General features: G+C 68.6%; 27 protein-coding genes. 15 read left to right on the top strand and 12 right to left on the bottom strand.

Annotated features, from left to right (window positions below; all coding sequences use genetic code 11):
• Positions 1-31: 31 nt before the first annotated feature.
• The 6 genes from OG876_RS35385 (at position 32) to OG876_RS35360 (ending at position 5265) form a co-directional block, all read left to right on the top strand.
• A complete protein-coding gene (locus OG876_RS35385; RefSeq protein ID WP_328521055.1) occupies positions 32-1627 on the top strand; it encodes a phospholipase D family protein in 1596 nt (531 codons plus the stop codon).
• Position 1628: 1 nt separating this feature from the next.
• Complete coding sequence (locus OG876_RS35380; protein ID WP_328521054.1) at positions 1629-2717, top strand: hypothetical protein; 1089 nt, start codon at positions 1629-1631, stop codon at positions 2715-2717.
• Entirely contained in the window at positions 2714-3583 is an 870-nt protein-coding gene (locus tag OG876_RS35375) for a YhjD/YihY/BrkB family envelope integrity protein (protein ID WP_442914200.1), read from the top strand. Before OG876_RS35380 ends, OG876_RS35375 begins: the two co-directional genes overlap by 4 nt.
• A 196-nt stretch (positions 3584-3779) precedes the next feature.
• Complete coding sequence (locus OG876_RS35370) at positions 3780-4337, top strand: hypothetical protein (RefSeq protein ID WP_328521052.1); 558 nt, start codon at positions 3780-3782, stop codon at positions 4335-4337.
• Positions 4334-4825, top strand: a complete 492-nt coding sequence (locus tag OG876_RS35365; protein WP_328521051.1) for an RDD family protein — start codon at positions 4334-4336, stop codon at positions 4823-4825. Before OG876_RS35370 ends, OG876_RS35365 begins: the two co-directional genes overlap by 4 nt.
• Before the next feature lie 2 nt (positions 4826-4827).
• Positions 4828-5265: a DUF7144 family membrane protein gene (locus OG876_RS35360; RefSeq protein ID WP_328521050.1), complete on the top strand. Its 438-nt coding sequence runs from the start codon at positions 4828-4830 to the stop codon at positions 5263-5265.
• Positions 5266-5278: 13 nt separating this feature from the next.
• Here OG876_RS35360 and OG876_RS35355 read toward each other — a convergent pair whose 3' ends face one another.
• Positions 5279-7723, bottom strand: a complete 2445-nt coding sequence (locus OG876_RS35355; RefSeq protein WP_328521049.1) for a LuxR C-terminal-related transcriptional regulator — start codon at positions 7721-7723, stop codon at positions 5279-5281.
• A gap of 434 nt (positions 7724-8157) precedes the next feature.
• On the opposite strand from OG876_RS35355, the gene OG876_RS35350 reads away from it, so the two are divergent.
• The 5 genes from OG876_RS35350 to OG876_RS35330 all read left to right on the top strand — a co-directional run bounded on the left by OG876_RS35350 (position 8158) and on the right by OG876_RS35330 (position 11139).
• Complete coding sequence (locus tag OG876_RS35350; RefSeq protein ID WP_328521048.1) at positions 8158-8424, top strand: hypothetical protein; 267 nt, start codon at positions 8158-8160, stop codon at positions 8422-8424.
• Complete coding sequence (locus OG876_RS35345) at positions 8411-8662, top strand: hypothetical protein (RefSeq protein WP_328521047.1); 252 nt, start codon at positions 8411-8413, stop codon at positions 8660-8662. Before OG876_RS35350 ends, OG876_RS35345 begins: the two co-directional genes overlap by 14 nt.
• A gap of 100 nt (positions 8663-8762) precedes the next feature.
• On the top strand, positions 8763-9209 hold the full coding sequence (locus OG876_RS35340) for a DUF6325 family protein (protein WP_328521046.1): 447 nt from the start codon (positions 8763-8765) through the stop codon (positions 9207-9209).
• A 10-nt stretch (positions 9210-9219) separates the two neighbouring features.
• Positions 9220-9540, top strand: a complete 321-nt coding sequence (locus OG876_RS35335) for an SHOCT domain-containing protein (RefSeq protein ID WP_328521045.1) — start codon at positions 9220-9222, stop codon at positions 9538-9540.
• A gap of 21 nt (positions 9541-9561) precedes the next feature.
• On the top strand, positions 9562-11139 hold the full coding sequence (locus OG876_RS35330; RefSeq protein ID WP_328521044.1) for an MFS transporter: 1578 nt from the start codon (positions 9562-9564) through the stop codon (positions 11137-11139).
• On the opposite strand, the gene OG876_RS35325 is transcribed toward OG876_RS35330, so the two are convergent.
• Positions 11120-11659 carry a potassium channel family protein gene (locus OG876_RS35325; protein ID WP_328521043.1) on the bottom strand — a complete coding sequence of 180 codons (540 nt, stop codon included), beginning with the start codon at positions 11657-11659 and terminating at the stop codon, positions 11120-11122. The two genes, OG876_RS35330 and OG876_RS35325, sit on opposite strands and share 20 nt — an antisense overlap.
• A gap of 133 nt (positions 11660-11792) precedes the next feature.
• Between OG876_RS35325 and OG876_RS35320 the strand changes: the two genes are divergently transcribed.
• The gene (locus tag OG876_RS35320) at positions 11793-13307 is read left to right on the top strand and encodes a DUF2252 domain-containing protein (RefSeq protein WP_328521042.1); all 1515 of its coding nucleotides are present in this window, start codon (positions 11793-11795) and stop codon (positions 13305-13307) included.
• Between the two features lie 6 nt (positions 13308-13313).
• On the opposite strand, the gene OG876_RS35315 is transcribed toward OG876_RS35320, so the two are convergent.
• The 3 genes from OG876_RS35315 to OG876_RS35305 all read right to left on the bottom strand — a co-directional run bounded on the left by OG876_RS35315 (position 13314) and on the right by OG876_RS35305 (position 14714).
• A complete protein-coding gene (locus tag OG876_RS35315) occupies positions 13314-13853 on the bottom strand; it encodes a hypothetical protein (RefSeq protein WP_328521041.1) in 540 nt (179 codons plus the stop codon).
• A 230-nt stretch (positions 13854-14083) separates the two neighbouring features.
• On the bottom strand, positions 14084-14305 hold the full coding sequence (locus OG876_RS35310) for a hypothetical protein (RefSeq protein WP_328521040.1): 222 nt from the start codon (positions 14303-14305) through the stop codon (positions 14084-14086).
• Positions 14306-14333: 28 nt separating this feature from the next.
• Complete coding sequence (locus OG876_RS35305; protein WP_328521039.1) at positions 14334-14714, bottom strand: SHOCT domain-containing protein; 381 nt, start codon at positions 14712-14714, stop codon at positions 14334-14336.
• A 156-nt stretch (positions 14715-14870) separates the two neighbouring features.
• On the opposite strand from OG876_RS35305, the gene OG876_RS35300 reads away from it, so the two are divergent.
• Together OG876_RS35300 and OG876_RS35295 are read left to right on the top strand one after the other, a co-directional pair.
• Complete coding sequence (locus OG876_RS35300; RefSeq protein WP_328521038.1) at positions 14871-15434, top strand: HdeD family acid-resistance protein; 564 nt, start codon at positions 14871-14873, stop codon at positions 15432-15434.
• A 148-nt stretch (positions 15435-15582) separates the two neighbouring features.
• Positions 15583-16797 (top strand): VOC family protein, encoded by a 1215-nt coding sequence (locus OG876_RS35295; RefSeq protein WP_328521037.1) that lies wholly within the window; start codon positions 15583-15585, stop codon positions 16795-16797.
• Here the strand turns inward: OG876_RS35295 and OG876_RS35290 are convergent.
• From OG876_RS35290 to OG876_RS35275, 4 genes are all read right to left on the bottom strand, one after another.
• Positions 16734-17561: a metal ABC transporter permease gene (locus OG876_RS35290; protein ID WP_328521036.1), complete on the bottom strand. Its 828-nt coding sequence runs from the start codon at positions 17559-17561 to the stop codon at positions 16734-16736. The two genes, OG876_RS35295 and OG876_RS35290, sit on opposite strands and share 64 nt — an antisense overlap.
• Positions 17558-18370: a metal ABC transporter permease gene (locus tag OG876_RS35285; protein WP_328521035.1), complete on the bottom strand. Its 813-nt coding sequence runs from the start codon at positions 18368-18370 to the stop codon at positions 17558-17560. The genes OG876_RS35290 and OG876_RS35285 overlap by 4 nt, the downstream gene beginning before the upstream one ends.
• 35 nt (positions 18371-18405) lie before the next feature.
• Positions 18406-19236: a metal ABC transporter ATP-binding protein gene (locus OG876_RS35280; protein ID WP_328521034.1), complete on the bottom strand. Its 831-nt coding sequence runs from the start codon at positions 19234-19236 to the stop codon at positions 18406-18408.
• A gap of 89 nt (positions 19237-19325) precedes the next feature.
• Positions 19326-20276 (bottom strand): metal ABC transporter solute-binding protein, Zn/Mn family, encoded by a 951-nt coding sequence (locus OG876_RS35275; protein WP_328521033.1) that lies wholly within the window; start codon positions 20274-20276, stop codon positions 19326-19328.
• Positions 20277-20421: 145 nt separating this feature from the next.
• Here OG876_RS35275 and OG876_RS35270 point away from each other — a divergent pair, with 145 nt between their 5' ends.
• Positions 20422-20859 (top strand): nitroreductase family deazaflavin-dependent oxidoreductase, encoded by a 438-nt coding sequence (locus OG876_RS35270; protein ID WP_328521032.1) that lies wholly within the window; start codon positions 20422-20424, stop codon positions 20857-20859.
• On the opposite strand, the gene OG876_RS35265 is transcribed toward OG876_RS35270, so the two are convergent.
• The 3 genes from OG876_RS35265 to OG876_RS35255 form a co-directional block, all read right to left on the bottom strand.
• Positions 20836-21426 carry a PRC-barrel domain-containing protein gene (locus tag OG876_RS35265; RefSeq protein ID WP_328521031.1) on the bottom strand — a complete coding sequence of 197 codons (591 nt, stop codon included), beginning with the start codon at positions 21424-21426 and terminating at the stop codon, positions 20836-20838. The genes OG876_RS35270 and OG876_RS35265 overlap by 24 nt on opposite strands.
• Before the next feature lie 70 nt (positions 21427-21496).
• Positions 21497-22150, bottom strand: coding sequence for a BON domain-containing protein (locus OG876_RS35260; protein WP_328521030.1), 654 nt, complete (start codon positions 22148-22150; stop codon positions 21497-21499).
• Between the two features lie 93 nt (positions 22151-22243).
• A complete protein-coding gene (locus tag OG876_RS35255) occupies positions 22244-24997 on the bottom strand; it encodes an ATP-binding protein (RefSeq protein WP_328521029.1) in 2754 nt (917 codons plus the stop codon).
• Positions 24998-25102: the final 105 nt, after the last annotated feature.

The raw sequence follows: 25102 nt of genomic DNA, 5'->3' as shown, positions 1-25102 counted from the left end.
AGCGGGCAACACTCGACCGAGGGGTGTCACGATGATCGACCAGACTGCCGGTGAGTGGTTCCTCCGCCCGGACGAGCGCGGTAATCCCGGCACGGACATCGACCGGGTGGGCGACGTGGACGGGTCCTGGGTCGAGGGCAACCTGGTCCGGCCGCTCATCCACGGGGCGACGTACTTCCGCCGGCTGTACGAGGAGCTGTGTGCGCTGCAGCCCGGCGACCGCGTGTACTTCACCGACTGGCGTGGCGACGCGGACGAGAAGTTGCTACCCGACGGCCCGACGATCGGGACCGTGCTGGCCGATCTGGCCGGATCGGGGATCGAGGTCAGGGCGCTGCTGTGGCGATCGCATTCGGACCACATGCAGTTCAACGCACGGGAGAACCAGCGGCTCGGGAGGAAGCTCAACGAGGCCGGCGCCGAGGTGCTGCTCGACCAACGGGTCCGGCGGATGGCCTCGCACCACCAGAAGCTGTTCGTCATCCAGCACAAGGGGCGGCGGGAACTGGACGTCGCGTTCGTCGGCGGCATCGACCTGTCCCACCAGCGCCGGGACGACGACGAGCACCTGGGGGATCCGCAACAGGCGCCGATGGATCGCCGGTACGGCGACCGCACGCCCTGGCACGACGCGGCGCTGGAGATCCGCGGACCGGTCGTCGGGGATCTGCTCCGTACCTTCGTCGAGCGCTGGGACGACGGACACCCGCTCGACCGGCGGACGCCGTACCGGATGATGATCCAGCGGCTCGCCCGGATGCCGCGTCATCCGAAGGCGTTGCCGGAGAAGTTCCCCGATCCGCCACCGGCCGGGCCGCACGCCGTACAGGTCCTGCGGACGTATGCCTACAAGCATCCCGCCTATCCGTTCGCGCCCGAGGGGGAGCGGAGCATCGCCCGTGCGTACACCAAGGCGTTCGGCAAGGCCCGCCGGCTGATCTACCTGGAGGACCAGTACCTGTGGTCCGAGCTGATCGCGCAAGGGATCCACGATGCCCTCGAGCGGTCACCCGAGCTTCGCGTGATCGTCGTTGTGCCGCGGTACCCGGACGCGGACGGTGCGGTCAGTGGACCTCCCGCTCGCTTCGGTCAGCTGCGCGCCGTGGAGATGCTGCGGCGGACCGCGCCCGAGCGCGTCGGGATCTACAACCTGGAGAACGCCGCGGGTTCACCCATCTACGTGCACGCGAAGATCTGCATCGTCGACGACGTGTGGTTCACCTGCGGCTCGGACAACTTCAACCGTCGCTCCTGGACCTGTGACAGCGAACTCACCTGCGCGGTCCTGGACTCGACTCCCGAGGGCGGGGAGTTCGTGACCGAAGGCACCCGCCGGCTCGCTCGGGAGTTGCGGCTGGAGGTGTGGTCGGAGCATCTCGGCCTGCCGCGTCGCAACCTGGCGCGCCTCGACGCGCGGACGGGCTTCGACCTGTGGGCGCAAACCGCCGCGGACCTCGAAGCCTGGTACGCCGGGGGCCGCAACGGCCTGCGGCCACCCGGGCGGATCCGCCCGCATGAGCCACAACCAGTGTCCCGGTTCCAAGCCCTCTGGGCGGAACCGCTCTACCGGCTGATCTACGACCCGGACGGCCGGCCCCGCCGGATGCGCCGGCGTGGGGAGTTCTGACATGAGTGTCGAGTTCGTGTTCTGGACCGTTGTCCTGGCGCGCTTCGTGCTGCCGCTGTTCATCCCGAAGTTCCCGCTGCCGGCGATCATCGCCTGCCTGCTGCTCGACGGCGTCGACCAGTCGATCTTCCAGTGGTTCGGTTTCGACCCGCCGTTCTACCAGAGCTACGACAAGGCGATGGACGTCTTCTACCTGTCCATCGCCTACCTGGCGAGCCTGCGGAACTGGACCCACCCGGGGGCGGTGAAGATCAGCCGCTTCCTGTTCTTCTTCCGCCAGATCGGCGTGGTCGCGTTCGAGCTCACCGGCGCGCGGGCGCTGCTGTTGCTGTTCCCGAACACCTTCGAGTACTTCTTCATCGCCTACGAGGGGGTCCGGACCCGGCGGAACCCGTTGCGGTACAGCTTCAAGTTCTGGGTGATCGTCGCCGCCGCGATCTGGATCTTCGTCAAGCTGCCGCAGGAGTACTGGATCCACATCGCCCAGCTGGACCTGACCGACACGATCCGGGACGTCCCCTGGTTCCTCCCGGCGCTGATCGTCGCCGTGCTCGCTCTGCTCGCCGTCTTGTACTTCTTCGTCCGGCCGCGGCTCAGCCCGGCCGACTGGGCCTGGCGGTTCCGCGCCGATCCGCTGCCCGAGGGAATCGACGAGGCCCACGAGCGGGCCGCGTACCAGGCCGCGCACCGGAAGGTCTTCGACAGCACAACACTGGAGAAGACCTTCCTGATCGGCCTGATCAGCATCATCTACGGCGAGGTGCTGCCCGGCGTCGAGTCGAGCAACCTCGAACTGTTCCTCGGGATCGCAGGCTTCGTGGTGATCAACGCCGCGATCGGGCTGTGGGCGGCCAAGCGCGGCTACTCGTGGGACTCCGCGGCGGTCTCGTTCGGGGTCGTCTTCGCGACGAACGTCGTACTGGTGGTGCTGGCCGACGTGTTGCTGTCGCGGGGACCGGGCCAGCTGCACCTGGTGGACGCGCTCTTCTTCATCTTCCTGTTCAGCATTCTCACCACCCTGTACGACCGGTACCGCCCGATCGCCGACTACCGCGCCGCCGCTGCTGATCGGACGGGAGCCGAGCGCTGACGGGTTGGCGACTGGAGGCGATCACGCGGCGGCTGGAGCAGACGTTCCTGGGCCGGTGCGTCGACTCGTTCGTCGCCATCCGCGGCATCGACCGGGCGATGGTGATCGCCTCACAGGCGTTGACGGCGCTCGTTCCACTGCTGCTCCTGGTCTCGACGCTTGCTCCGGCCAACCGCCGTGACGTCGTCGCGCGGGGACTCGTCAGGAAGTTCGAGCTCACCGGCAACGCCGAGATGGCCGTCAGGGAGGTCTTCACGCGGCCTCCGGGTGGATCGAACATCGGTGTGCTGAGCGTGGTGATCCTGCTCTTCTCGGGAGTGTCGCTCGCCCGGCGGGTGCAGCGGATGTACCAGGATGCCTGGCGGCTCGACAGTGTGTCGGGCGTTCGTGGGTCGCTCACGACGTTCGTCGGCCTAGCGGCCCTGCTGCTGCAGATCGCCTTGCTGTATCTGGCCCGCTCGGCAGTGCGGTCGATGCCGCTGAACTGGTTGCTGAGCGTTACGGCCTCGATCGTGACCGGACTGGTGCTGTGGATCTGCATCCCGTGGCTGCTGCTCGACGGCCGCGTCCAGTGGCGACGGCTGGTGCCGACAGCAGTGATAGCGAGTCTCTGCGGCGCTGCCTACAGCAGTGCGTCCACGATCTACATGCCGCGGATGATGGAGACCAACAGCGAGCGGTACGGCCTCTTCGGTGTCACGCTGGCTCTGGTCGGCTGGTTGCTGGCTGTCTCGCTGATCCTGGTGATGGCGACCGTGGTTGGGGCGGAGTTCGACCGCAGCCAGGGCTGGTTCGCTCGCCGCGTTCGTACCTGGCTCGGAACCGAAGCTCACCCAGGGCCGGGCGTTCTCCCCCACCATGGATGAGGTGGCGCCAGGCGGCGGGACGGAGCATGGTCGCGTGGGTACATCAGAGCAGCCGGGGAACTCGCCTGACGCACCGCTGGGTGACGTGCCGCCGAGTGAAGCGCCGTTGGGCGACGTTCCACCGAGTGACGCGCCCACGAGTGACCTTCCACCGGGTGAAGCGCCGTTGGGCGACGTTCCACCGAGTGAAGCGCCGTTGGGTGACGTTCCGCCCGGTGAAGCGCCGCTGAGTGACGCACCGCCGCTGGGACCACAGGCGATCCGCGTGCTCGACACGGCCGTCGGGGCTTCCCTGCTGGCCGCGGCAGTCGCGCAGACGGTAGGACGCCGGGTCGGGGGCGCTCTCAGCCCGGTCCGACGCCGGGTCGGGGGAACTGTCAACCCGGTCGCCGTCGTGATCCTGCGGCCGCCGATGCTGGCAGAGCGGTACCAGCCGGCCACCTGGCTGGATGGTCTGGCTCAAAGCGGTGGCAGGCAACGCGCGGAGCTGGAGCGGCAGCTGCTGGCCTTGGTGGACTGGATGGTTCCCGCGGTGGCAGCGGAGGTGATGAAGCGGATCGATGTGGCCGGGGTGATCGCGGAGGTCGATCTCGCCGAGATCATCCGGCAGTCCTCCGGATCCGTTGCCTCCGACACCGTCCGCGGCGTCCGCATGCAGGGCATCTCCGGTGATCAGGCCGTCGGCCGCGTGGTGGCCCGGCTGAAGCTGCGGCGTGGCCGCAAAGACCCCGAGATGACGCCAAAGCAACCATGAGAACGGACGCGCACGTGTCGATCGTCCCGCGCGAGGCCGAGCCGTACCAGGGAGGTCGAGCGGGCCTCGTCACCCGATCGATCGCCGCTATCATCGACGCGCTCGTGGCCGCGGTGGTGCTGATCGCCGGTTATGTGGGCGTCAACGGGCTGAGGTTCCTGATCGATCCCCGGCATTTCCAGTTCAGCGAGGCCTCGCCGCTGCCGGGTATCACGACCGGGCTGCTCATCCTCGTCGTCTACCTGACGGCCGCCTGGTCGATCAGCGGACGAACCTACGGCTGTCAGCTGATGGCGCTGCGGGTGGTCGACCATCGCGGGAGGTTGCTGCGACCGGTCGTCGCGCTGCTGCGGGCCCTCTTCTATGTCGTGTTCCCGCTCGGACTGCTGTTGTGCGCCGGCGGCCGCCAGCACCGCTCTGTGCAGGACCTCGTCCTGCGGACGTCGGTCATCTACGACTGGCTGCCCGGGCAACCGATGCGGAGGTGACCGTGGCGGACACCGACCAGCGGGCCGCGACACCGACCGGGGTCTGGGTCGGCCCGATCGTCTTCGCCGGCGTGATGATGATCATCCTCGGCTTCTTCCACGGCTTCCAGGGGTTCGTCGCCCTGTTCAACGACGGGTTCTACGCGGTCCGGGAGAACGGTCTCGCCGTCCACATCGACTACACCGCCTGGGCCTGGACGCACCTGATCGTCGGCACGATCGTCCTGGTGGCCGGATTCTGTGTCCTGCTCGGTCAGGTGTGGGCCCGGGTCGTCGGCGTGATCGTCGCCGTCCTGAGCATTGTGGTGAGCGCGGGGTTCCTCTCCGCGGCTCCGGGCTGGTCGACGATCATGATCGCGTTGGGCATCCTGGTGATCTGGGCCCTGACCTTCCACGGCCGTGAGGTGCGGCCCGAGGGTGGTACCGGCGGCCTTCCGTAGCGAGGCCGCCGGGTCAGGCCTCCGGACGTGCGGGCAGCAGTCCCAGCTCCCACGCCCGCCGTACCGCCTCGTTCCGGCGCGACGCGCTCAGCTTGCGAAGAATGCTGCGCACATGGCTGCGAACCGTGTTGACCGAGACGTACATCGTGCTGGCGATTTCCTCTGTGGTCAGTAGCTCGGCGAGGTACTCGAGGACCTCGTGCTCCTTGCTGGTCAGCGAGGCGGTGACGACCAACTCGGTCCGTGGCACTCCCCAGTGACCGGCCGCGCGGTCGCGAGTCCCTGGCAGACCCGGGGCGCGGAGCCACGGGTGATGTCTCATCAGCTCACCGCTCGGCTGCAGCAATCTGCGCACCGTCGGTGGCGCGTCCGCGAACGGGCGGCGGAGCTGCTCGGGAGCGGCCAGCCTGAGCGCGCGTTCCAGACAGAGCCCGCTGCGACTGGAGTCCCCGGTCCGGATCGACTCCGCGGCCTGGACCAGCCAGCCGTCCACCTGGGTCTCGAGTGGGACGGCGCGATCGGTGACCGGGGTTGGCGGACCAGGCGGCCGCTCGCCGGCCTCGGCAGCCGCACGCTGCAGTACAAGGACCGATCCGATCTGGTCGCGACCCTGGGACTTCTCGATCACCGCGATGGCCTCCTGGGGCTGGTGCTGTGCCAGCAGCATCTTGGCCTCGTCGACGACCATGGCCTGATCCAGCCAGCCGCCTTGTGCGCCGTACCGGTTGCTTGCGGCCCGCAGCTCCGCAGCGGCGAGATCGATGTCGCCGCCGGCCCGCAGCAGCCGAGCCCGAACCAGAGCGAGAACGGCCGCGAGAACTCGCGCGTCCTGGGTGGGGGCGGCCTCCGCGGCACGCTGCACCATCTCTTCGGCGCCGGACAGATTGCCCCGGTCCGCATGCACCCAGGCCTCGGCCACGATCGCGGACTGCGGCAGCTCCGGTCCCGAATCCGGCATCGACTCCGCCAGCGCGGCCGCGTGGGCGACGACCTCCCCGGCGCGCCGCAGATGTCCCCAGACCGCTTCCACCAACGCCGCCATGCCGAGGAAGTCGGCCAGGCTCTCGTGGGCAGCGGCCTGCTCCGCGATCGCGATCCCCTCGGTGAAGGCTGCCAGGGCGGCCGGGAAATCGCCACGCTGCAGCAGCACCCGGCCCTTGCAGCCGGCGACCAGGAGCCTCGATTCCGGCTGCGCGACGGCCGATTCCGGCGATGCCGCTCTCAGGTCGACCTCCGCGGTCAGGACAGCGCTCAGCCCGGCCTCGGTGTTCTCCAGGAGGCTTCCGCTGACTGCGTGCAGGACACTGATGGCCAGCTCGGCCGCGCGGCTGCGAGTGGGTACCTGCTGGTTCAACCAGTCCCTGGCTTTGCCGAGTTCCGACCTGCAGAGGTCGACATCGAACGCGGCCAGCGCCTGGGCGGCTCTGACGACCGCGGGCTCGGAACCGTCCAGATCCGCGGGAAAGCCGGCGAACAACGTGGTCAGCTGCCGACGCCGGCGCCCGACGAGGAGACCGGCGACGTCGAGATCCTCCACCAGGTACCGGGCTGCTTGCCGCCAATCACCGGCCACGATGGCGTGGTGGATCGCATCCAGCGGCTGATCGTTCTGGGCGAACCAGGCAGCGGCGGCGCGGTGCAGCGCAGGGACGACGGTAGGCCGCTCGTACAGCAGCTGGGCGCGCAGGAACTCCCGGAACAGCGGCTGGTAGCTGTAGCGGTCGGCTGTCTCCGGAACGGGCTGGATGAACGAGTTGCCGTGGGAGAGGAACTCCAATGACCGAAGGTCGCAGGGGTGCCCGGTGAGCGCTTCGGCCAGGCCTGGCCGGACCTCGTCGACGATGCTGGTCCGGAGCAGGAAGTCGCGCAGCTCCGGGGGCTGCGCGTCGAGGACCTCGGTCATCAGGTACGCCGCCACGTTCCCGGCGTCTCCGCGGAAGTCCCGGATGACCCGTTGCGCGTCGGGCTTTCCGGCAAGGTTCATGGCAGCGAACATCAGGCCGGCCGGCCAGCCGTCGGTCCGGGCCTGGAGTTCGGTCACGTCCGCGGCGGTCAGGTCGAGTTTGTGCCCGCGCATCAGCGCCGCGGCCTCGTCTGTCGTGAACGCCAGCTCGTCGGCCCGGATCTCGGCAACGGTGCCCGCCAACCGGTACAGGTGCAGGGGGAGCGGCGGGTCGGTCCGCGTCACCAGGACGACCCGGACATGTCCGGCGTTCTCGCGGAGGAGGCGATGGAGACTCTGCCCGAACTCCGGTGTCATCGTCAGGTCACCGCAGTCCAGCACTAGCACCAGTACGTCGTCGTGATCGCGGTGCGGATCGTCGCGGACCGACTCCATGATGGCCGCAGGTTCATCGCTGCCGTTCAAGGCGAGGCGCCGGACCTCGGCCGGACCTGGATAGCGCGCTGCCCATGCGTCCAGCAGCATCGTCTTCCCGAAGCCCGCGGGCGCACTCACCAGTGTGAGCGGCCGATGAATCGCGAGGCTCAGGCGTGCGACAAGACGAGGCCGCGGCACTGTTCCTGGTGGGATCACCCAGGTCCTGGCCATGGACCTGTTGTGACCTGGTGCATCCGATGAAGTACTGCCTCGGTTTCCCGCCCCTGCGTGCTGATCGCTCGGCATAGCCCCTCCTAGCGATGTGCGGCATCACTGAACGCTGGGGAGGCGGTGCGTGGCGAGTCGCACACTCTGACGAAATCACGGAACCGCCTGTAAAACCAGCGTCCGCCGTCCGATTGCCGGACGTTCCGAGACGAGAGGGGTCTTAAATTGAGAACCAGCGAAACACGCGCATCGCGCCCCGCGGGCAGTTCACCCCGCAGGGATGAAGCCGCGACACCGGACCTTTGCGAGCGTCGAACGCACACGTTGGGAACGGAGTGGGTTCGATGGTCGACGCGACGTACGAAATCCGCGTGGCGGGGGCCGTACCGGAACAGGACCTTCGAGACATGGGGGCCGTGACGCTGGCGGTCGACCAGGTGAACACCGTGGTTTACAGCATCCCCGACCAGTCGGCGCTCTACGGTCTGTTGGCACGACTGCGGGCCCTGGGCATCGAGGTCGTCGAGGTGCGCCGGGTCCTGGACCCGGCCTCGCGGTCGACGGAATTGATCGACATCGATCAGGGGAGGGAAGACGATGAAGACACGTGAGGGCCTCGGCGCGTCGTACCAGGTGACGGTTCGGGGGGAGCTGAAGCCGGCCGTACTCGCCTTCTGCGCCGGCCCGCAGGCCGATCACGAGACGTCCGGAGTCTTTCGGTTGCAGGTCCACGACGACCAGGGCATCGCCGATCTCGTCGCGATGCTGCAGGCCGCGGGCCTGACGATTCTCGGCATCCGGCAGGTCACGCCGTCAGAAGCCCCGTCGCCCGCGAGCCTGTCCGCCTGACTTCATCCCGCGCGGGTGATGACTGCCGCCGCGGGCCACGGCAGTGTGGCGACGAACAGGGCGCGGGATCGCCACGATCCTGGTGGAGGGATGGAGAGTCATGCCAGACGCAGACGTTCATGGACCCATCGATTACGTACTCCTGGAGTTCACCGGCAACAAGATGACCGGCCGAGCGGCCGAGGAACTCGTGAACCTCGTCGATCGCGGCATCGTTCACGTGTACGACGTCATGATCGTCGGCAAGCAGGCCGACGGAACCGCCTATGCGGTGGACCTCGCCGAAGCGTCCGGTCAGGCCGGCGGCTTCGCGGACCTCAGCGGCGCCCGGTCGGGAATCCTGGCCGACGACGACCTCGCCCAGGCGGCCAGCGCGATGGAGCCCGGCACTCTGGCGGCACTGATCGTCTACGAGAACACCTGGGCGATCCCGTTCGTCGCCGCTGCCATGGAGTCCGGCGGCCAAATGATCGCCGGCGGCCGCATTCCGGCCGAGGACGTGATGGAAGCACTCGAGGCCCTCGAAAGCCTGGAACCGATGAGTTGAGGAGCCTGACATGCCTGGACTGTTGCGAGGAATAGCGAGGACCGCGGCTGTCGCCGGCACCGCGACGGTTGTCGCCGGCCGGGTCCGGCGGCATCAAGACGAGAAGTTCGCCCAGCGCGACGCCGACACGGCGGCAACCCGCGACCAGGCGTACTACGAGGACACGCAGCCGCAGGAGTCCGCCGCGCCCGCGCCGGCACCGGCCGCACCGGCGGCGGACACCACGGCCGACCGCTTGGATCAGCTCAAGACCTTGGGCGAGCTCAAGCAGTCCGGCGTTCTCACCGACGCGGAGTTCGAGGCGCAAAAGGCCAAGATCCTCGCCGGCTGATTCCCCGTCATGACCGAGGAGATGAGCGAGGTTCCGGCCGGGACGAAGCCGAGCCCGCGGCTGGCCATCCTGCTGGCGATGGCGATGTTCGTGCTCGTCGTCGACACGTCGCTGATGAACGTCTCGATCTCCTCGGTCGTCCACGATCTCGACACGACCGTGAGCGGGGTCCAGTCGGCGATCGCGCTCGAGGCGCTGGTGTCCGCGGCGTTCATCCTGATCGGCAGCAAGGTCGGTGACCTCATCGGCCGCAAGCGCGCGTACCTGCTGGGATTGTGCGCCTACGCGGTCGGCGCCTTGGCGATGGCGCTGGCTCAGAGCCTGACGGCGATCATCATCTTCTGGGCCTTGGTGGGTGGTATCGGGGCGTCGCTGCTGCTGCCCGCGATGCAGTCACTGATCCACGGCAACTTCGAAGGCGCGGCTCAGGTGAAGGCCTATGCCATGGTCGGTGCCGCCGCTGCGCTGGCCGCCGCAGTCGGTCCGCTGCTCGGAGGGTTCATCACCACCTACTTGTCCTGGCGGGTGGCGTTTCTGCTCGAGGTCGCGGTGATCGCGGTCGTGCTCATCGGTCAGGGCCTCATCAAGGACGTGCCGTACACGGGCGCGCGGCAGGTGGATGTGATCGGTGCCATCCTGTCGGTGCTGGGGATGGGCGGCATCGTGCTGGGCATCCTGGTGTGGCAGGAAGGCGGCGAATTCGTCGGCCTGCTGCTGGCCATCGGCATCGTCGGGCTCGTGGCGTTCGGCTATTGGCTGGTGCGGCGCAAGCGCCGCGGCCGGCCGACGCTGATCGACCCGGCTCTTTTCAGCTCCGCCGTCTTCAAGTTGGGCATCTCCCAGCAGATGCTCCAGCAGATCGCCCTGGGCGGCACGATGATCGCGCTGCCGATCTACCTCCAGATGGTTCTCGAGTACAACGCGATGGAGGCCGGCCTCACCCTGGCACCGCTCTCGCTCAGCATGTTCGGGATGGCGCTCCTCGCGGAGAGGAAGGCGGGCGGGCGACGTCCGAGCAGCATCGTCAGATGGGGATTCCTGCTCCTGTCCGTGGGTCTGCTGCTGCTGATCGCGATCGTGCCCCGGGCCGACTCCGGCTGGGCCCTCGTCGCGCCTCTGATCCTCGCGGGGGTAGGTCTGGGCCTGCTCGTGTCCCAGCTCAACAACTACACGCTGTCTCCGATCTCTCAGGAACGGGTCAGCGAGGCGGCGGGCGTCAACTCGGCGGCGGGTTCGTTCGGACTGTCCTTCGGTCTGGCGTTCGCCGGTGCCATCATGCTGGCGACGCTGTCCTTCACCTTCACCAACATGGCGGAGTCGAGTGCCGTCCTTCAACCGGCGCAGCAGGAGCAAGTCGCCCAAGCGCTGGACGAAGACGCCGAAGTGATGAGCAACACCGAGCTCGCGAAGGTGCTCGTCAAGCAACCAGCGGATGTTCAGGCAGAGATCATCCGGATCAACACGGACGCGCGACCGATCGCCCTCCAGGTGGCGCTGGGGATTCCGCTTCTCGCCGCGCTGATAGGGCTGGTGAACTCGTTCCGGATGGCCCGCCAGAAGGACCCGCCGTCCGTGGCCCTCACTCCTCCCGCTGGCTGAGGTTCTGCTGGACGGCGCTGAAGAGCACGCGCGCGACCAGGCCGACGATCAGGAGATCACCGAGCATCTGAACGATGGTCACGATGCGGGCGACCCCCGACACAGGCACGATGTCGCCGAAACCGACCGTAGCGAAGACGGTCACCGTGAAGTACGCCGAATCGAGCTTGTTCAACGGCTGCGAGAAGTTCGCCGGATCGTTACGTCCTAGCAGGTAGTACGACGTCGCGAAGATCGCGAGGAACAAGGGGAGTGACGTCGCCAGCGTGCCCATCGCCCTGATGCGGGGGTAGGGGGAGCGGGTGATCTCGCGGATCTGCCACGCCAGCAGGAGGGCCACCACCGCCAGTCCGCCGGCCAGGGCCAGGCTCAAGTCGCCGTCGAGGTGGGTCATGGGCAGCAGGAAGTAGCCGACGACGATGATCACGGACACCAGCAAGGACCGCAGCAGCGACCTCATGGCGAGGCGGCGGCGCATCCGCTTGGGCAGCTGGGCGTAGTCGTCCGGGGTACTTCGCACAGTCTCAGTGAAGACCGATCCCCGGCCGGCCGGTTCATCCGGCGGGGGTGATGCTGGCCAGGCGACTCCAGGTGTTGTCTAGATCCTCACGAATCAGAGTCTGGCTCGACCATGACCGGAGGGGGAAGGCAGCATGACTCCACAGAACCCGATGGCGACGTCACGGCGGGCCACATCCCCGACGAGGAAAGCCGTTCGCACCACCCGGTCGGTTCGCGCGGACGGTGGAGCGGCGATCGCTGCCCGTCGCCTCGCTCCGTCCGATCGGGCCCGCCTGGGACTCGCGGCGCGGGTCGCGCTCCCGCCGGGCGCGCAGGCGGAGCTGGTCCTGGCCCCGAATCGCCCGGATCCCGTTGCGCTGCTCGAGGAGCAGGCCGGGTCCCGCGTTCCCGAACTCGTGCCGGTGCGGCACGGCCGGATGATGGTGTCGCCCTTCACCTTCTTCCGGGGCAACGCCCTCGGGATGGCCGCCGACCTCGGCGCGGCGCCGGTGTCCGGCCTCGTCGCGCAGCTGTGCGGTGACGCCCACCTGTCGAACTTCGGGCTCTTCGGATCTCCCGAACGGCGCCTGCTCTTCGACATCAACGACTTCGACGAGACCCTCGCGGGTCCGTGGGAGTGGGACGTCAAACGTCTCGCCGCGAGTCTGTCGGTCGCGGGCCGGGGGAACGGGTTCTCGCGGAAGGAGCGCCGCAAGTGCGTCCTGGAGACGGTACGGCGCTATCGCGACGCCACCGCCGTGTTCGCGACCATGCGATCTCTCGACGTCTGGTACGCCCGCGTCGACATCGACGAACTCGAGGAGGCGCTGGGCAACAGGCTGTCCTCGAACCGGCGCCGGAACGTCGACCAGACGTTGCTGAAGGCCCGCGGCAGCGGAAGCCTCAAGGCCTTCGCCAAGCTCACCGAGATCACCGACGACGGGGTCCGGATCAAGGCCGATCCGCCGTTGGTCGTGCCGATCGCCGAACTGCTGCCCGACGCCGATCGGCAAGAGCTCGAGAACGGGGTCAAGGACCTGCTGAACCTCTACCGCCGGTCGCTGCCGACCGAGCGGCGGGTGCTGTTCGACCAGTTCGAGTTCGTCGACATGGCCCGCAAGGTGGTCGGGGTGGGCAGCGTCGGCACGCGGTGCTGGATCGTGCTCCTGCGCGGCCGGGACGACGGTGATCCGCTCTTCCTGCAGGTCAAGGAGGCCGGGCCGTCGGTGCTCAAGACGAAGGTGCCCACCGTGCTCAGGCAGCGTTCCGCACCCCGGAACGACGGGGAGCGCGTGGTGGTGGGGCAGCGTCTGATGCAGGCGGCCAGTGACATCTTCCTCGGCTGGCAGCGGGCCGAAGGCATCGACGGACAGATCCGCGACTTCTACGTCCGGCAACTGCGGGACATGAAGGGCTCGGCCGTGGTGGAGCGGATGGACCCGCGCGGCATGATGATGTACGGCCAGTTGTGCGGCTGGACGCTGGCCCGTGCCCACGCGCGATCCGGCGACCGGATCGCCCTGGCGACGTACCTCAACAGCGACGACGCGTTCCCTGAGGCGATGGTGGAGTTCGCCGAGGCGTACGCCGACCAGAACGAACGCGACTACGAGGCGTTCCTGGAAGCGATCAGGACCGGCCGGCTGGAGGCCGAGAGCGGACTGTAGGCGTGGTCAGGCCGGCGCGCTGGGACGGGCGTCGTCGGCCGGGGGACGCCCGATGAACTCGATCAGGGCGACCGCGAGCAGGACGACGCACGCGGTGACTACGACGACCGAGACGGTCGGCCGTGACCAGAACGTCAGTACGAGCGCGCCGCCGACCACACTGGCGATCAGCAGCAGACGCTTGTGGGCGAACGTCCACACTCCGACGCGGCCCGTGCTGAGTCCGGCAGACTCCGTTCTGCCCCGCAGGTACCCGATGCCCTTGGTCAGCCCGGCGCGCGTGCGCACCGCGGAAACGGACGGGCCGGTGAAGAAGGCCGCGGCGGCGACGATGAGGCCCAGGACGGCGACGGCGCGCAGGCCGTAGCGCAGGTAGCGCACGAGGGTGTCGAAGACGGCGCCGCCCGCGTCTCGCGAGATCACCTGTGTCGGCAGGGCATTGAGGTAGAACACGCGGGCGAGGGTCAGGGCGACGCCCAGCACCAGCATCGATCCGGCGAGTCCCAGCGCACCGAGCAGGAGAGCCCGGCGGTGGTCGCGGGCCACATAGACGCCGAGGGCAAGCAGGAACAGGGCGATGATCGGTGCCAGGTTGAGCGTGACGGTGTCGTTCTGCGCGCTGAGCGCGCCGCCTTGCCGGCCTTCGAGCAGATTGACGAGTGATGCGTGCGCCGTCTGGTTCGCCTGCCTCCAGACGGCGGCGAACTGAGGGCTGGCGACGAAGTTGTCGACCTGGCCCCGGACGAAGCTCTGGATGCCGCTGACGAGCGGTCCGCTCAGCCTCGAGGTACCGAGACCTGCCTGCTCGCCCAGACGGCCGTCGCCGACAAGGGTGCGAGCAGGCAGGCCAGCGTGATGAGCACGGCCGAGACCACCGTGCGCCAGGACTCCCGGCGGCCCGCCGGCTCGCGAGTCGCCGAGTGCTGTCCGGCGGCCAGTTCGGCTTCGAGTTGAGCCACCCGTTCGCGCAGTCGCCGTACCTCGTCGGGGTCGCTCACGGCCGGTCCTCCTCCGCTGGATGACAGGTCAGACCGCCAGCGCCTTCGCCTTCAGGGTGTCGAACTCGGCCTGCGAGATGGTGCCCTTGTCGAGAAGCGCGCTGGCCTGGGCGATCTGGTCGGCCGGACTGGCCGATCCCGCGACCTGCTTGATGTAGTCCTCCTGCTGCCGCTGGGCCGCCACGCGGCTGGTGACCATCCGCTCCGACATGCCCTTGCCGCGGACGATGACGTAGACCAGCGCGGTGAGCAGCGGGAAGATGAGAAGACAGATCAGCCAGACGGCTTTGACCACTCCTGAGGTCTCGGAGTCGCGGAACAGGTCCGCGATGATCGAGAACAGCATCATCAGGTAGGCGACGAAGACGAAGCTGATGATGATGAACCACACAATGTCCCAGAAACTCATTGCGAGCGTCCTTTCTCGGAGCGCGAACACGTTCCTCAACCGTTGCGTCCGATGACCGGACCGTCCTCACCTTTCCTGGGTGATCTTCCGGGCTCCGATCCGGAGAATCATGGGCCGCGCAACCTGTGCTGTGCGGAAGGCCGGGGAGGTCTGGACATGGATCGGGAGCTGTTCACGTCGAGCTGGAAGATGATGGTCGTCCGCGGGGTGGTCGGGATCGTGATCGGGATCCTGGCGATCGTCTGGCCGATCGAGACGGCGATCGCCCTGATGGTGCTGTGGGGCTTCTGGGCACTGCTCGAAGGCATCAGCCTGCTGGTCCAGGCGTTCCAGTCCAGCACGCAGGGGAGCCGGCTGGGGCGTGGGGTGCTGGGGGTCATCGCGCTGGTCGTGGCGTTCTTCGCGATCTTCAGCCCGGACGTGACCGCCAGGACACTGACCTGGATCTTCGGCCTCTGGCTCATCATTCGCGGGGTGGCGGAAGTCTTCACCGCCTTCAGCAGTTACCGGCTCACACCGCGGTGGTTGCTCCTGCTGGGCGCTGCGCTGTCGATCGCACTGGGCGTGTTCTTCGTCGTGAACCCGGGCCGTGGCGTCGTCGGGATCGCGGTCTGGCTCGGACTGATCGCGCTGTGCTGGGGCGTGGTCTTCGTCGTGACCGGCTTGATGCTGCGCCGCGAACATTCCTGGCCGGCTCCCGCCAACCCGGCACCCGCGTGATGACCGCGTTTCCGGACGGAGATCGTCCGGATAGTGTCCTAACCTGAGCCATGGCCAAGACCAAGGTGGTGCCGGGTGAGCTCACCGTCCGATCGCTCACCCCGGAAACCTGGGCCGCCTTCGTGATGAGTACGACGGTCTCACCGGCATGAAGGCGACCGAGTTCCAGCAAGCCGGCGGCGTCGAGGACTGGCGGGTTCTCGGCAGCGGCGCGAGCACCTGGTTCGACGCGCCGTCGCAGACCGCGGGCGCGGCGCTCGTCGGCCGCATCGCCGACCTGGCGCCCGTCCTGCCGGACCTGGATCTTCGCGCCGGCGGGGTTCGGGTCCGGATCGGTGCTTCCTCCGATCTCGACGTGGAGCTCGCCCGCGCCATCTCGGCGGCGGCTCAGGACCTGGGCCTGCCTGCGGATCCAGCCGCGCTGCAGACCGTCCAGTTCGCGATCGACGCCGTGGACAGGCCCTCGGTGATGTCGTTCTGGCGTACGGCGCTCGCCTACGAGCCGGCCGATGACGACAGCCTGGCGGACGCGCTGCGACGGGACCCGCCGATCTCGTTCCACCACCTGGACCAGCCACGACCGCTGCGCAATCGGATCCACTTCGACGTCAGCCGATCGCCCGAAGCGGTGGACGCGGTCAAGACGGCCCTCGGCGCGGAGGCGTACGGCGCGTGGGAGCTCACGCTGGCCGACACCGAAGGGAACGAAGTCGATCTGGTCCCGGGCGGCGAGCTCTCGGAGGGACCGGAGACCGCCGACTGGCGGGTGGTGTTCGGCGCGATGACCTTCTATCCGACCTCCTCGCCAACGCAGGCCGCCGCGCTCGCCACGGCCGTTGCCGGTCTGGCCGACGACGCGGGTGTGCCGCTGCTGGTGGATCTCCGGCCGGACGGCGTCACGATCGACAGCGGGAAGGACCTGTGGGAGCAGGACGTACCCCGCTTCACGGCACTGGCCGGTCGGGTCCAGGCCGCGGCGCACGACTTGGCACTCGCCGCGGACCCGTCGCGCCTGCGCTTCGTCCAATTCGGCATCGACGCCTTCGATGTTCCCGCCGTGCGGGACTTCTGGACGACCCTGCTCGGCTACCAGCACGACCCACGGACCAACGTGTCCGACATCTACGATCCGCGCCGGCTCAACCCGGTGATCATCTTCCAGCAGATGGACGCAGCGGACGGGGAACGGCTCCGGCAGCGCAACCGGATCCACTTCGACCTCGTCGTCCCGGACGACCAGGCCCGGGCCCGGATCGACGCGGCCGTCGCCGCCGGGGGACGGATCGTGGCCGAGCCGGCTCAGGGTCGCTGCAGACTTGCTGACCCGGAAGGCAACGAGGTGGATATCGTCGCCCCGGCGTAGATGACGGTCGCGGCGGCCAGGATGCCGAAGCTCGGAGGCACGTTCGGCACCGCGAAGCTGAGGGCGAGCCCGGCCCACATCTCGGTGACCGCCAGCCCTGCCGACAAGGCGAGAGCCCGATAGGGCCGATCGGTGAGGCGCTGCGCGGCACCGGCGGGAGCGGCCAGCAGCCCCAGAATCAGCAGCGAACCCACGGCCTGCGTCGCGACGGCCGCACAGGCGCCGGCCAGGGCCAGAAAGCCCAGGCCCAGGAGTCGAACGGGTACGCCGCGAGCAGCCGCCACCGCCTCGTCGATCGATGCGAACAGCAACGGCCGGGCGATGGCAACGACGATCGCGCAGATGGCGGCCGCGATCGCCGCCGCGGTCACGGCCTGCGAGGCCGACAGCCCGAAGATCGACCCGAACAGCACGTTGACTCCGGCGCCGCCGTTCGCCGCGCTGCGTGAGGTGGTGTAGACCGTGAGGAAGAAGACGCCCAGGCCGAGGATCCAGCTGAACACACTGCCGATGGCGACGTCGTCGGGCCGACCGCGACGGCCGAGTACGCCGAGCAGCAGCGCAACACCGATCGTGGCGGCGAAGAGCCCGAACCGTGGATCGACACCGACCGCCAGGGCGGCGAGCGCGCCGGTGAAGGCGACATGGCTCAGTGCATCGCCGGTGAAGACCTGGGCACGCAGGACCAGGAAGTACCCGACCAGGCCGGCCGCGGCGGCGATCGCCGTACCGGCGAGCAAGGCATGCTGAAAGAACGCCGTCATGCCAGCGCCCGTCGACCGGTCGAGGCCAGCACGTAGCCGGCAAACGCGAAGGTGGCGACGTAGAAGCCGATCGGGTACGGCGAGTAGTAGGCGGCGATCAGGCCGGCCCAGGTGACCACGAGAGCGATGAGCACTGAAAGTGCCAGCCCGAGACGTGGGCTCGCGGTCAACGCCTGGGCCGTTGCGGCCGGCATCACCAGCAGCGCGAACACGAGCAGACTCCCCGTGATCTGACTGGCCCCGGCGACCGCTGCCCCGAGGAGGACCAGGAACACCAAGCCGAGCAACCGCACCGGAACACCACGCCCGGCCGCGACATCCGGGTCGATCGATGCGAACAGCAACGGACGCCCGATCGCGGCCAGCAGAGCCAGTACGGCGATGGCCACTGCGAGCAGCATCCAGACCTGAGTCGCCGTGATCCCCAAGAAGCTGCCGAACAGCAATGCGGTCACGCCGCCGAGCAATCCCTTGTACAGCGCTGCGAACAGGAAACCGCAAGCAAGCAGGAAGGCCTGGATCGTGCCCGTCAGCGCGGACTCGTGGCCATCGGTGTCCCGCGGGATCATCCCGATGACCACGGCCGCCGACACACAGAAGGCGAAATAGCCGTACGACGCACTGACGCCGACCAGCGTCGCACCGGCCGCGCCGGGGAACCCGACCACGGCCAGCGTGTGACCGGCGAAGCTCTGCCGGCGCAAGACCATGAACCAGCCCACCACCGCGGCGGCGACCGCGACGATCGTGCCCGCGCGGAACGCGTTGACCATGAACGGGAACGCCCACATCTGCTGCAGGTCGGTCATCGGGTTCCACGACCACGCCTGCCCACCGACCGGCATCATCGGGCGTGCGGGGCGGGTGCGTCCGGTTGCCCGACGACCACGAGTCTGCCGTCGGAGGTTCGCAGTACCTCGATCGGAGTGCGGTAGAGCCGCGACAGGATCTCGGACGTGATGACCTGCTCGGGCCGTCCCGCGACGGCGCCGCCCTCGGCCAGGTAGATGACGCGGTCCAGGCGGGACAGGATCGGGTTGATGTCGTGGGCAACCATCATCACCGTCACGCCCTCCTCCCGGCAGATCCTTCCGACCAGGGCGGCGATCGCGGCCTGGTTCGGGAGGTCGAGGCTGTCCAGGGGCTCGTCGAGGAGCATCAGGTCGGGGCGGCGTACGAGCGCCTGGGCGATGAGCAACCGCTGTTGCTCGCCGCCCGAGCATTGCCCGATCCGCCGGTGCGCATAGGCGGAGGCGCCGACCAGCTCGATGACCTCGGCAACCCGGGCGGCCTTGCGCCGGCGTCCAGGCAATGGAACACCCCAGCGGTCGCCGTCCCAGCCGAGTCCGACGACGTCGATGCCACGGATCCGCAGGGAGGCGTCGAAGCTGCGCCGTTGCGGGAGGTAGCCGATCCGGTCGCCGGCGCGCCCGGCTCGCTCGCCGAGCACGCGTACGTCGCCCGCAGCCGGCGGCATGATGCCGAGCAGCACCTTCACCAGGGTGGACTTGCCGACGCCGTTGGGACCCAGCACAGCGACGAACTCGCCCACACCGACGTCCAGGTCGACCCCCGACCACAAGGTCCGGCCGCCAACCCGCACCGCCGCACCCCGCAACGAGATCGCCGCGGCCGGATGTGTTGCCGCAGACAACGAGCCCGTCGGTGTTGCCACTGACAACCATCCTGGTGTCGTTGCTGGTGGCAACCGTGACTGCGACGGCTGTGGCGTGTCGTGTTGCACTGGTGGAAGTGGTTCGGCGGTCATTTGGCTGCGGCCTTGGCGAGGGCTTGTTCGATGCCCTCGAGTTGCCGCACCTGCCAGTCCTGGAAGGACACGCCGGCCGGAGTCGGAGTCTCGGTGACCGTCGCGACGGGAATGCCCTCGGCCTCGGCCGCCTTCACCTGCGTCTGCACGTCCGGCGTGCTGTTCTGGCTGTTGTAGACGTAGATCTTGATCTGCTTCCCGGCGATCTGCTGATCGACGATCGACTTGTCCCGCGCGGTCGGGTCGGTGCCCTCGCTGATCGCGCTCAGGAACGAGTCCGGAGTCAGCATCTTCAACCCGAGTCCGTCGGCGAGTGGACTGACGATGGACTCGGAAGCACCGATCGGCGTACCGGCGTACTTCATCTTGATGCCGGAGATCAACTCGTTGTACCGAGCAAGGGTCTTGGTCTCGTACGTCGTCTTCAGCGCGTCGAAGTCGGCGGCGTCGGCCGGATCCAGCGACTTGTAGTCGGAGGTGACCTTCTCGATCACCTTGTGGACGTCGTCAGGGGAGTACCAGCGATGCGGGTTCCCGCCCGGCTGGACGCCGACGAGGTCGCCGATCGTCAGGTCGGTTCGGCCATCGGTGGGATTGGCGGACAGCAGTTTGTCCGCCCAGGCGTCGTACCCGATGCCGTTGACGATTGTGTACTGCGCGCCGGCCACGGTCCGGGCGTCGGCAGCGGTCGGCTCGTAGTCGTGCGGATCCGCGTCCGGATTGCTGATGATGCTCGTGACCTTGACGTGGTCGCCGCCGAGCTGGGACGCGATGCTGCCCCAGAAGTTCTCCGCGGCCACGACCTGAATCGTCTTCCCACTCGTGGACGAATCGGCAACCCCAGGCGCCGAGGTCGAACAGCCCGCAGCCGCCACCACAATGGTCACCGCCATGGCGAGCCCCGACAGTCGACGTACGACGGAATCCGATGGCACAACGCTCTTCACAACGATCTCCTCGACCGGCCAAGCCTCAGCGTAGATGAAAATGACTTTCATAACCATACGCCAGTGAGCATGGATTGCAACCGGCGATCGGGCTCGCCGTAGTCTTGAGATCCTGACGTTCGCGGAACGGCGAAAGGAGCTTCCGATGGCCGGCTTCTTCCACCAGGTCCTGCGCGCCCACCAGTGGATCTACGAGCACACCGACGGATTTCTCGGTCATCACCTGCTTTTCGGCAACCCCACGCTGCTGCTCCGCACGACCGGCCGCCGGACTGGCGAGGTCCGTACCAACGGACTCACCTACGCCCGCGACGGCGACGACTACCTGGTCGTCGCGTCCAAAGGCGGATCACCCAAACCCCCGGCCTGGCTGGCGAACCTGAAAGCCGATCCACGCTGCGAGATCCAGATCGGCCGCCGCCGCATCCCGGTCACCGCACGCTCGACGCTGCCGGACGACCCCGACTACGCCCGCCGCTGGACGATCGTGAACTCGGTCAACGCCGACCGCTACACGCAGTACCAGACCAGAACCTCCCGCCCGATCGCCGTCGTCGAGCTACGTCCTGTGTCCGACGGCTGAAGGCTGGCGGCGCGGTCTGGTGTAGGGCCTGTACGGCGGGGGCGCCGGTCGGCGAGTGGGCCGAGTTGGTGTGGGCGCCGGGGTGAGCCGGGGAACGGGTGAGGGCCAGGGCTGGATTCGATGGCGGATGACTCTGCGGCGCAGCGGGGTGGGGGCGAGTCGGCGGAGGAGAGTGCGGAAGGTGGGGTCGACGCCGACCAGCCGGAGACCGTCGGGGCTGCAGGCAACGATCACGTCGGAGGCGCGCAGCTGGCAGTGCCGGACGTGGTGACTGAGCCGGATGAGCCTGGGGGCCAAGGGCCGGGGAGTGACGCCGACGGTGCAGAGGTACACCGTCCGGTCGCGGATGCCGGCGATGGCGGCTTCCGGGAGGTAGACCAGTCGCCCTTTGGCGCGGACCAGAGCTCCCTGGATCCGCGGCCGGGGGTCGATCGTGTCGGGGCTGACGAGCAGGTCGACGAGGCGCCCGACTCGGAGGCCCGTGCGGTCGTAGACGGAGCAGCCGCGCAGGCCGGCGATCGACATCAGCTCCCCGGCGATCTGGAGTGGCGGATTGATCTGCTTCATGACCCTGCTCCTCAGGTACGGCGAGGCGCGGGCGGTGGATGCCACCCGCGCCGTTCGGGCCGTGCTTCGGTCAGTAGGTGACCGTCAGGTCGTCACGCACCGCTGTGACGCCCGGTGCCGACCACGCAGCGCCGATCGCCTCGTCCCGCTCGGCCCACGAGCCGACGGTTCCCTTGACGGTGACGATCCCGTTGTCGGTCGACACCTGCAGACCCTCGGCGTCGAGCGCGGCGTTGCGCTTGAACGCGTTCGTGATCGAGTCCTGCACGTCCCCGGAGTTCGGCTTCGGGTTCTTGATCTCGATCTCGTCGATCACGTCGAGGGCGCCGACGATGTTCGAGGCAACGAACTCCGCCTCGTCGCGCTCGTACTGCCAGTCGACCGTGCCGGTGAGGGTCACGACGCCGCCCAGCACCTTGGCGTCGACCGCGCTCGGCACCAGGCTGTCGAGCATCAGGGCCTGCAGGACGTCGCCGCGGATATCGGCGTCCATGCGTCCCTCGTCGCCCATCAGCCGCACCTTCAGCTGGTTGTCGACCTCCAGTACGCCGACGACGCGTTGTGCCGCCTTCTTCGCCTCCCGCTTCTCCCGCAGACCGCCTACGGTGCCGCGCAGTGTGACCGTGCCGGCCTTCGCCGAGACCGCGATGGCCTCGTTGTCGACCTTGGGGTCCCAGAACAGTTCGTCGCTGACGTTGCCGACCAGATCGCTGTCCCAGCTCATCTCAGTTCCTTTCGTCGGGTGTCTCTGTGCTTTCGATCCTCTGCGGGGTGACACCCTCGCGGCATCGGAGCCTGCACTGACCGGTTGCGGGAATCACGAAGGAGCCTCGGCCCGGGCCATCGCATCCAGCGCGGCGCGCAGGGCCGTGCGCGAAGCGACACCGAGCTTGGGGTACAGCCGGTGAAGGTGCGACGCCACGGTCCGGTGGGACAGGAACAGCCGTTCGGCGATCTGCTTGTTGGTCAGCCCGGTCGCGGCCAGGTCGGCGATCTGCCGCTCCTGCGCCGTCAGTGGAACCGCCGAGTTGTCGGGCGGTACGGCGTATGCGACGCCGGCCGCACGGAGTTCCGCGCGGACCCGCTGGGCGAAGCCTTCGGCGCCGATCCGGTCGAAGGTCTCCAGGGCTGCGCGGAGATGTATCCGGGCAAGAGTGGTGTCATGAGTGCGGCGGAGCCATTGTCCGTAGGCGAACTGGACACGCGAGTGCTCCCATGGCCACCGAGCCGCATCGGGCATCGCCAGCGCGGCTTCGAACAACGCGCCGGCTTCGTCGTCGGCGGCGGTCAAGGCTGCCGAGCCGGCGATCATCAGTGCGATGCGCGGGCCGATCCGGTGCAGGCCGGCCTGCTGGGCGGCCGCGACGTGGGCGCGGGCGAGGTCCATGCGACCGGAGCGGACTGCGGCCTCGACCAGGTCGAGCACCACCCACCGGCCCGGGATGCCGACGCTCGGGGCGCCGGCCGGGGCGATCCTCGCCGCCTGGACCAGGGCCTCGTCGAAGTCACCCTGCCCCATGGCCGCGAGGTTGCCGGCCGACCGCGCGTACGCCTCTGTCACCCCCATCCCGCGGGGCGCCGCCCAGTTCGTGGTCTCGGTACGGCGGGATCGGGAGAGATCCGCGTTGCCACGCAGCGCCGCGCCCGCGGCCAGCAAGGCCCGGATCTGGCCCTCCCAGAAGTGGTAACCGTAGACCTCGGCCAGATCCAGCCCCTCCTGGGCCACGCGCTCGGCCTCGTCCCACTGCCCGTGGACGTACGAATCTTGGCAGAGCAGCATCAAGCCGGGGATGACCATGGCGATCGCGCCACCATCGCGCTCCCGATCGATCATCCGCGTGAGCAGGTAGCGGTAGTCGGACAGCACATCCATCGCATTGGCCGCGAACGCCAGGGGCAGGAGTTCCCAGGGGCCCGCGTCGGCGGGCAGCGCGGCGAATGCCTGAGCGAGGCCTTCGCGCACCGCACTGGCGGATCGGGACGGATCGACGTACGCGTCGTGACACAGGCGGAACGGGACGACTGCTTCCGGTTCGAAGCGAGCCATCGCCTTGTCGAGCAGCTCCCACGGCTCCGGCCGGAGGGAGTAGAGGCTGACGAGCAGTAGTGCGTAGAGAATCCCGCAAGAGTTCCACCGGCGGTCGTTGTTCGCCGTACTGTCGACATCGTCGAGCGCGCGGGTCAGCAGCCGGTAGGCGGCGTCGACATCGCCGTCCTGGTTGGTGAGGAGATGGGCGGTGGTGGCGAAGACCAGGCCGGTCGGCGTGTCCCGGGCCTGGCCGGCGTCGGCCAACAACCGGGGTACCTCGTCGAGTTGGCCGGTGATGCCGGCGAGGTGGGCGGCCTCGATCAACCGCCGGCACCGATCGGCCGCGTGCGGGCTGAGGTCCGCGGCCCGGATGAGCGCGGTCACAGCCGCGGACGCCGCACCCCCGCGCCGGGCGGACGTCGCGGCCTCGTCCAGGGCACGAGCCACTGCTTCGTCGGGTCCGGTGGCGGTCTCGGCGAGATGCCACGCGCGGCGCTCGGGGCTACCGGTCATGATCGTGGCGAGGGCCTGGTGCGCGCCCCGGCGTTCAGCTGGCGCTGTCTGGTGCACGATGGCCGAGCGGATCAGCGGATGGCGGAACCAGATGCGGCGGCCACCGGCATCGGCATGCACCAGGTCGGCCCGCACTGCGGGAGCGAGATCGTCGACGTCCACCGAGTCCATCGCCGATCCCTGGATCGCAGCCAGACTGACCTCCGGCTCCAGGGCCACATGTAACAACACCCGTCTAGTTGCTGCGGGCAACGTTCCGGCCTCTTCGGCGAAGGCGGCCCGTAGTCGCCCGGTCAACGGCAGGAATTCGGGCAGCGGGTCCTGGCCGGAGCGCTGCCGGTCGTCCAGCAACACGGGCAGGTCCTGGAGCGCCAGCGGGTTGCCCGCGGCCTCGGCCAGCATTCGCCGCCGCACCGGCGGAGCCAGTCCGGGCCACTGGATGTCCAGCAGCCTGACGGCCGCCCCGGCGTCGAGTGACCCGATGACATGTTCAGGCAGCTGGACCCTGTCGTGGAGACCGTGAGTACCTGTGCGCGCGGCCGCCAGGAGGGCGATCGGGTCGTGTCCGAAGCGGCGGACCGCGAACCCGAGCGTGGCCGCGCTGGCGGGGTCGATCCAGGGGATGTCGTCGACAATCAGCAGCAGTGGCCGCTCGGCGGCGGCCTCACTGAGGAGGGCGAGCACCGCAGTCGCGACCAAGGGATCCGGCGACAGTCCCGGCGTGAGATCCAGGATCTGCTCGAGAGTACGGCGGTGCGGGCCGACGAACTGGTCCACCCGGTCGCGCAGCGGGTAGAGGAGTTGATGCAGCGCCGAGAAGCACAGCCCCGCCTCGAACTCCGCACCGAAAGCACGCAGGGTCCGAATTCCGCGGGCCGTCGCCCGCTCTGCGGCGGCGTCGAGCAGCGCGGTCTTGCCGATGCCCCGATCGCCGCGCAGCAGCAGAGCGGGCTGGGTCGAGGTGCACCGCTCGAGGAGTGAGTCGATCCGCTCCAGTTCGGCGGCGCGCCCCACGGGGTCTGACTTCACGGTCGTGCCTCCGTATCGCAACTGATAGTGACCTGATTCCTGCGGGAGGCAGTTCGGCCTCTACCAGGATCCGATCGGGTCGAGCCAGAGTCGATGTACGCGGTC

The sequence above is a fragment of the Kribbella sp. NBC_00359 genome (genome assembly GCF_036097425.1).
GTDB lineage: Bacteria > Actinomycetota > Actinomycetes > Propionibacteriales > Kribbellaceae > Kribbella.
The sequence above is the reverse complement of the archived record's forward strand: the minus strand, read 5'-3'. Positions and strand labels throughout refer to the sequence as shown.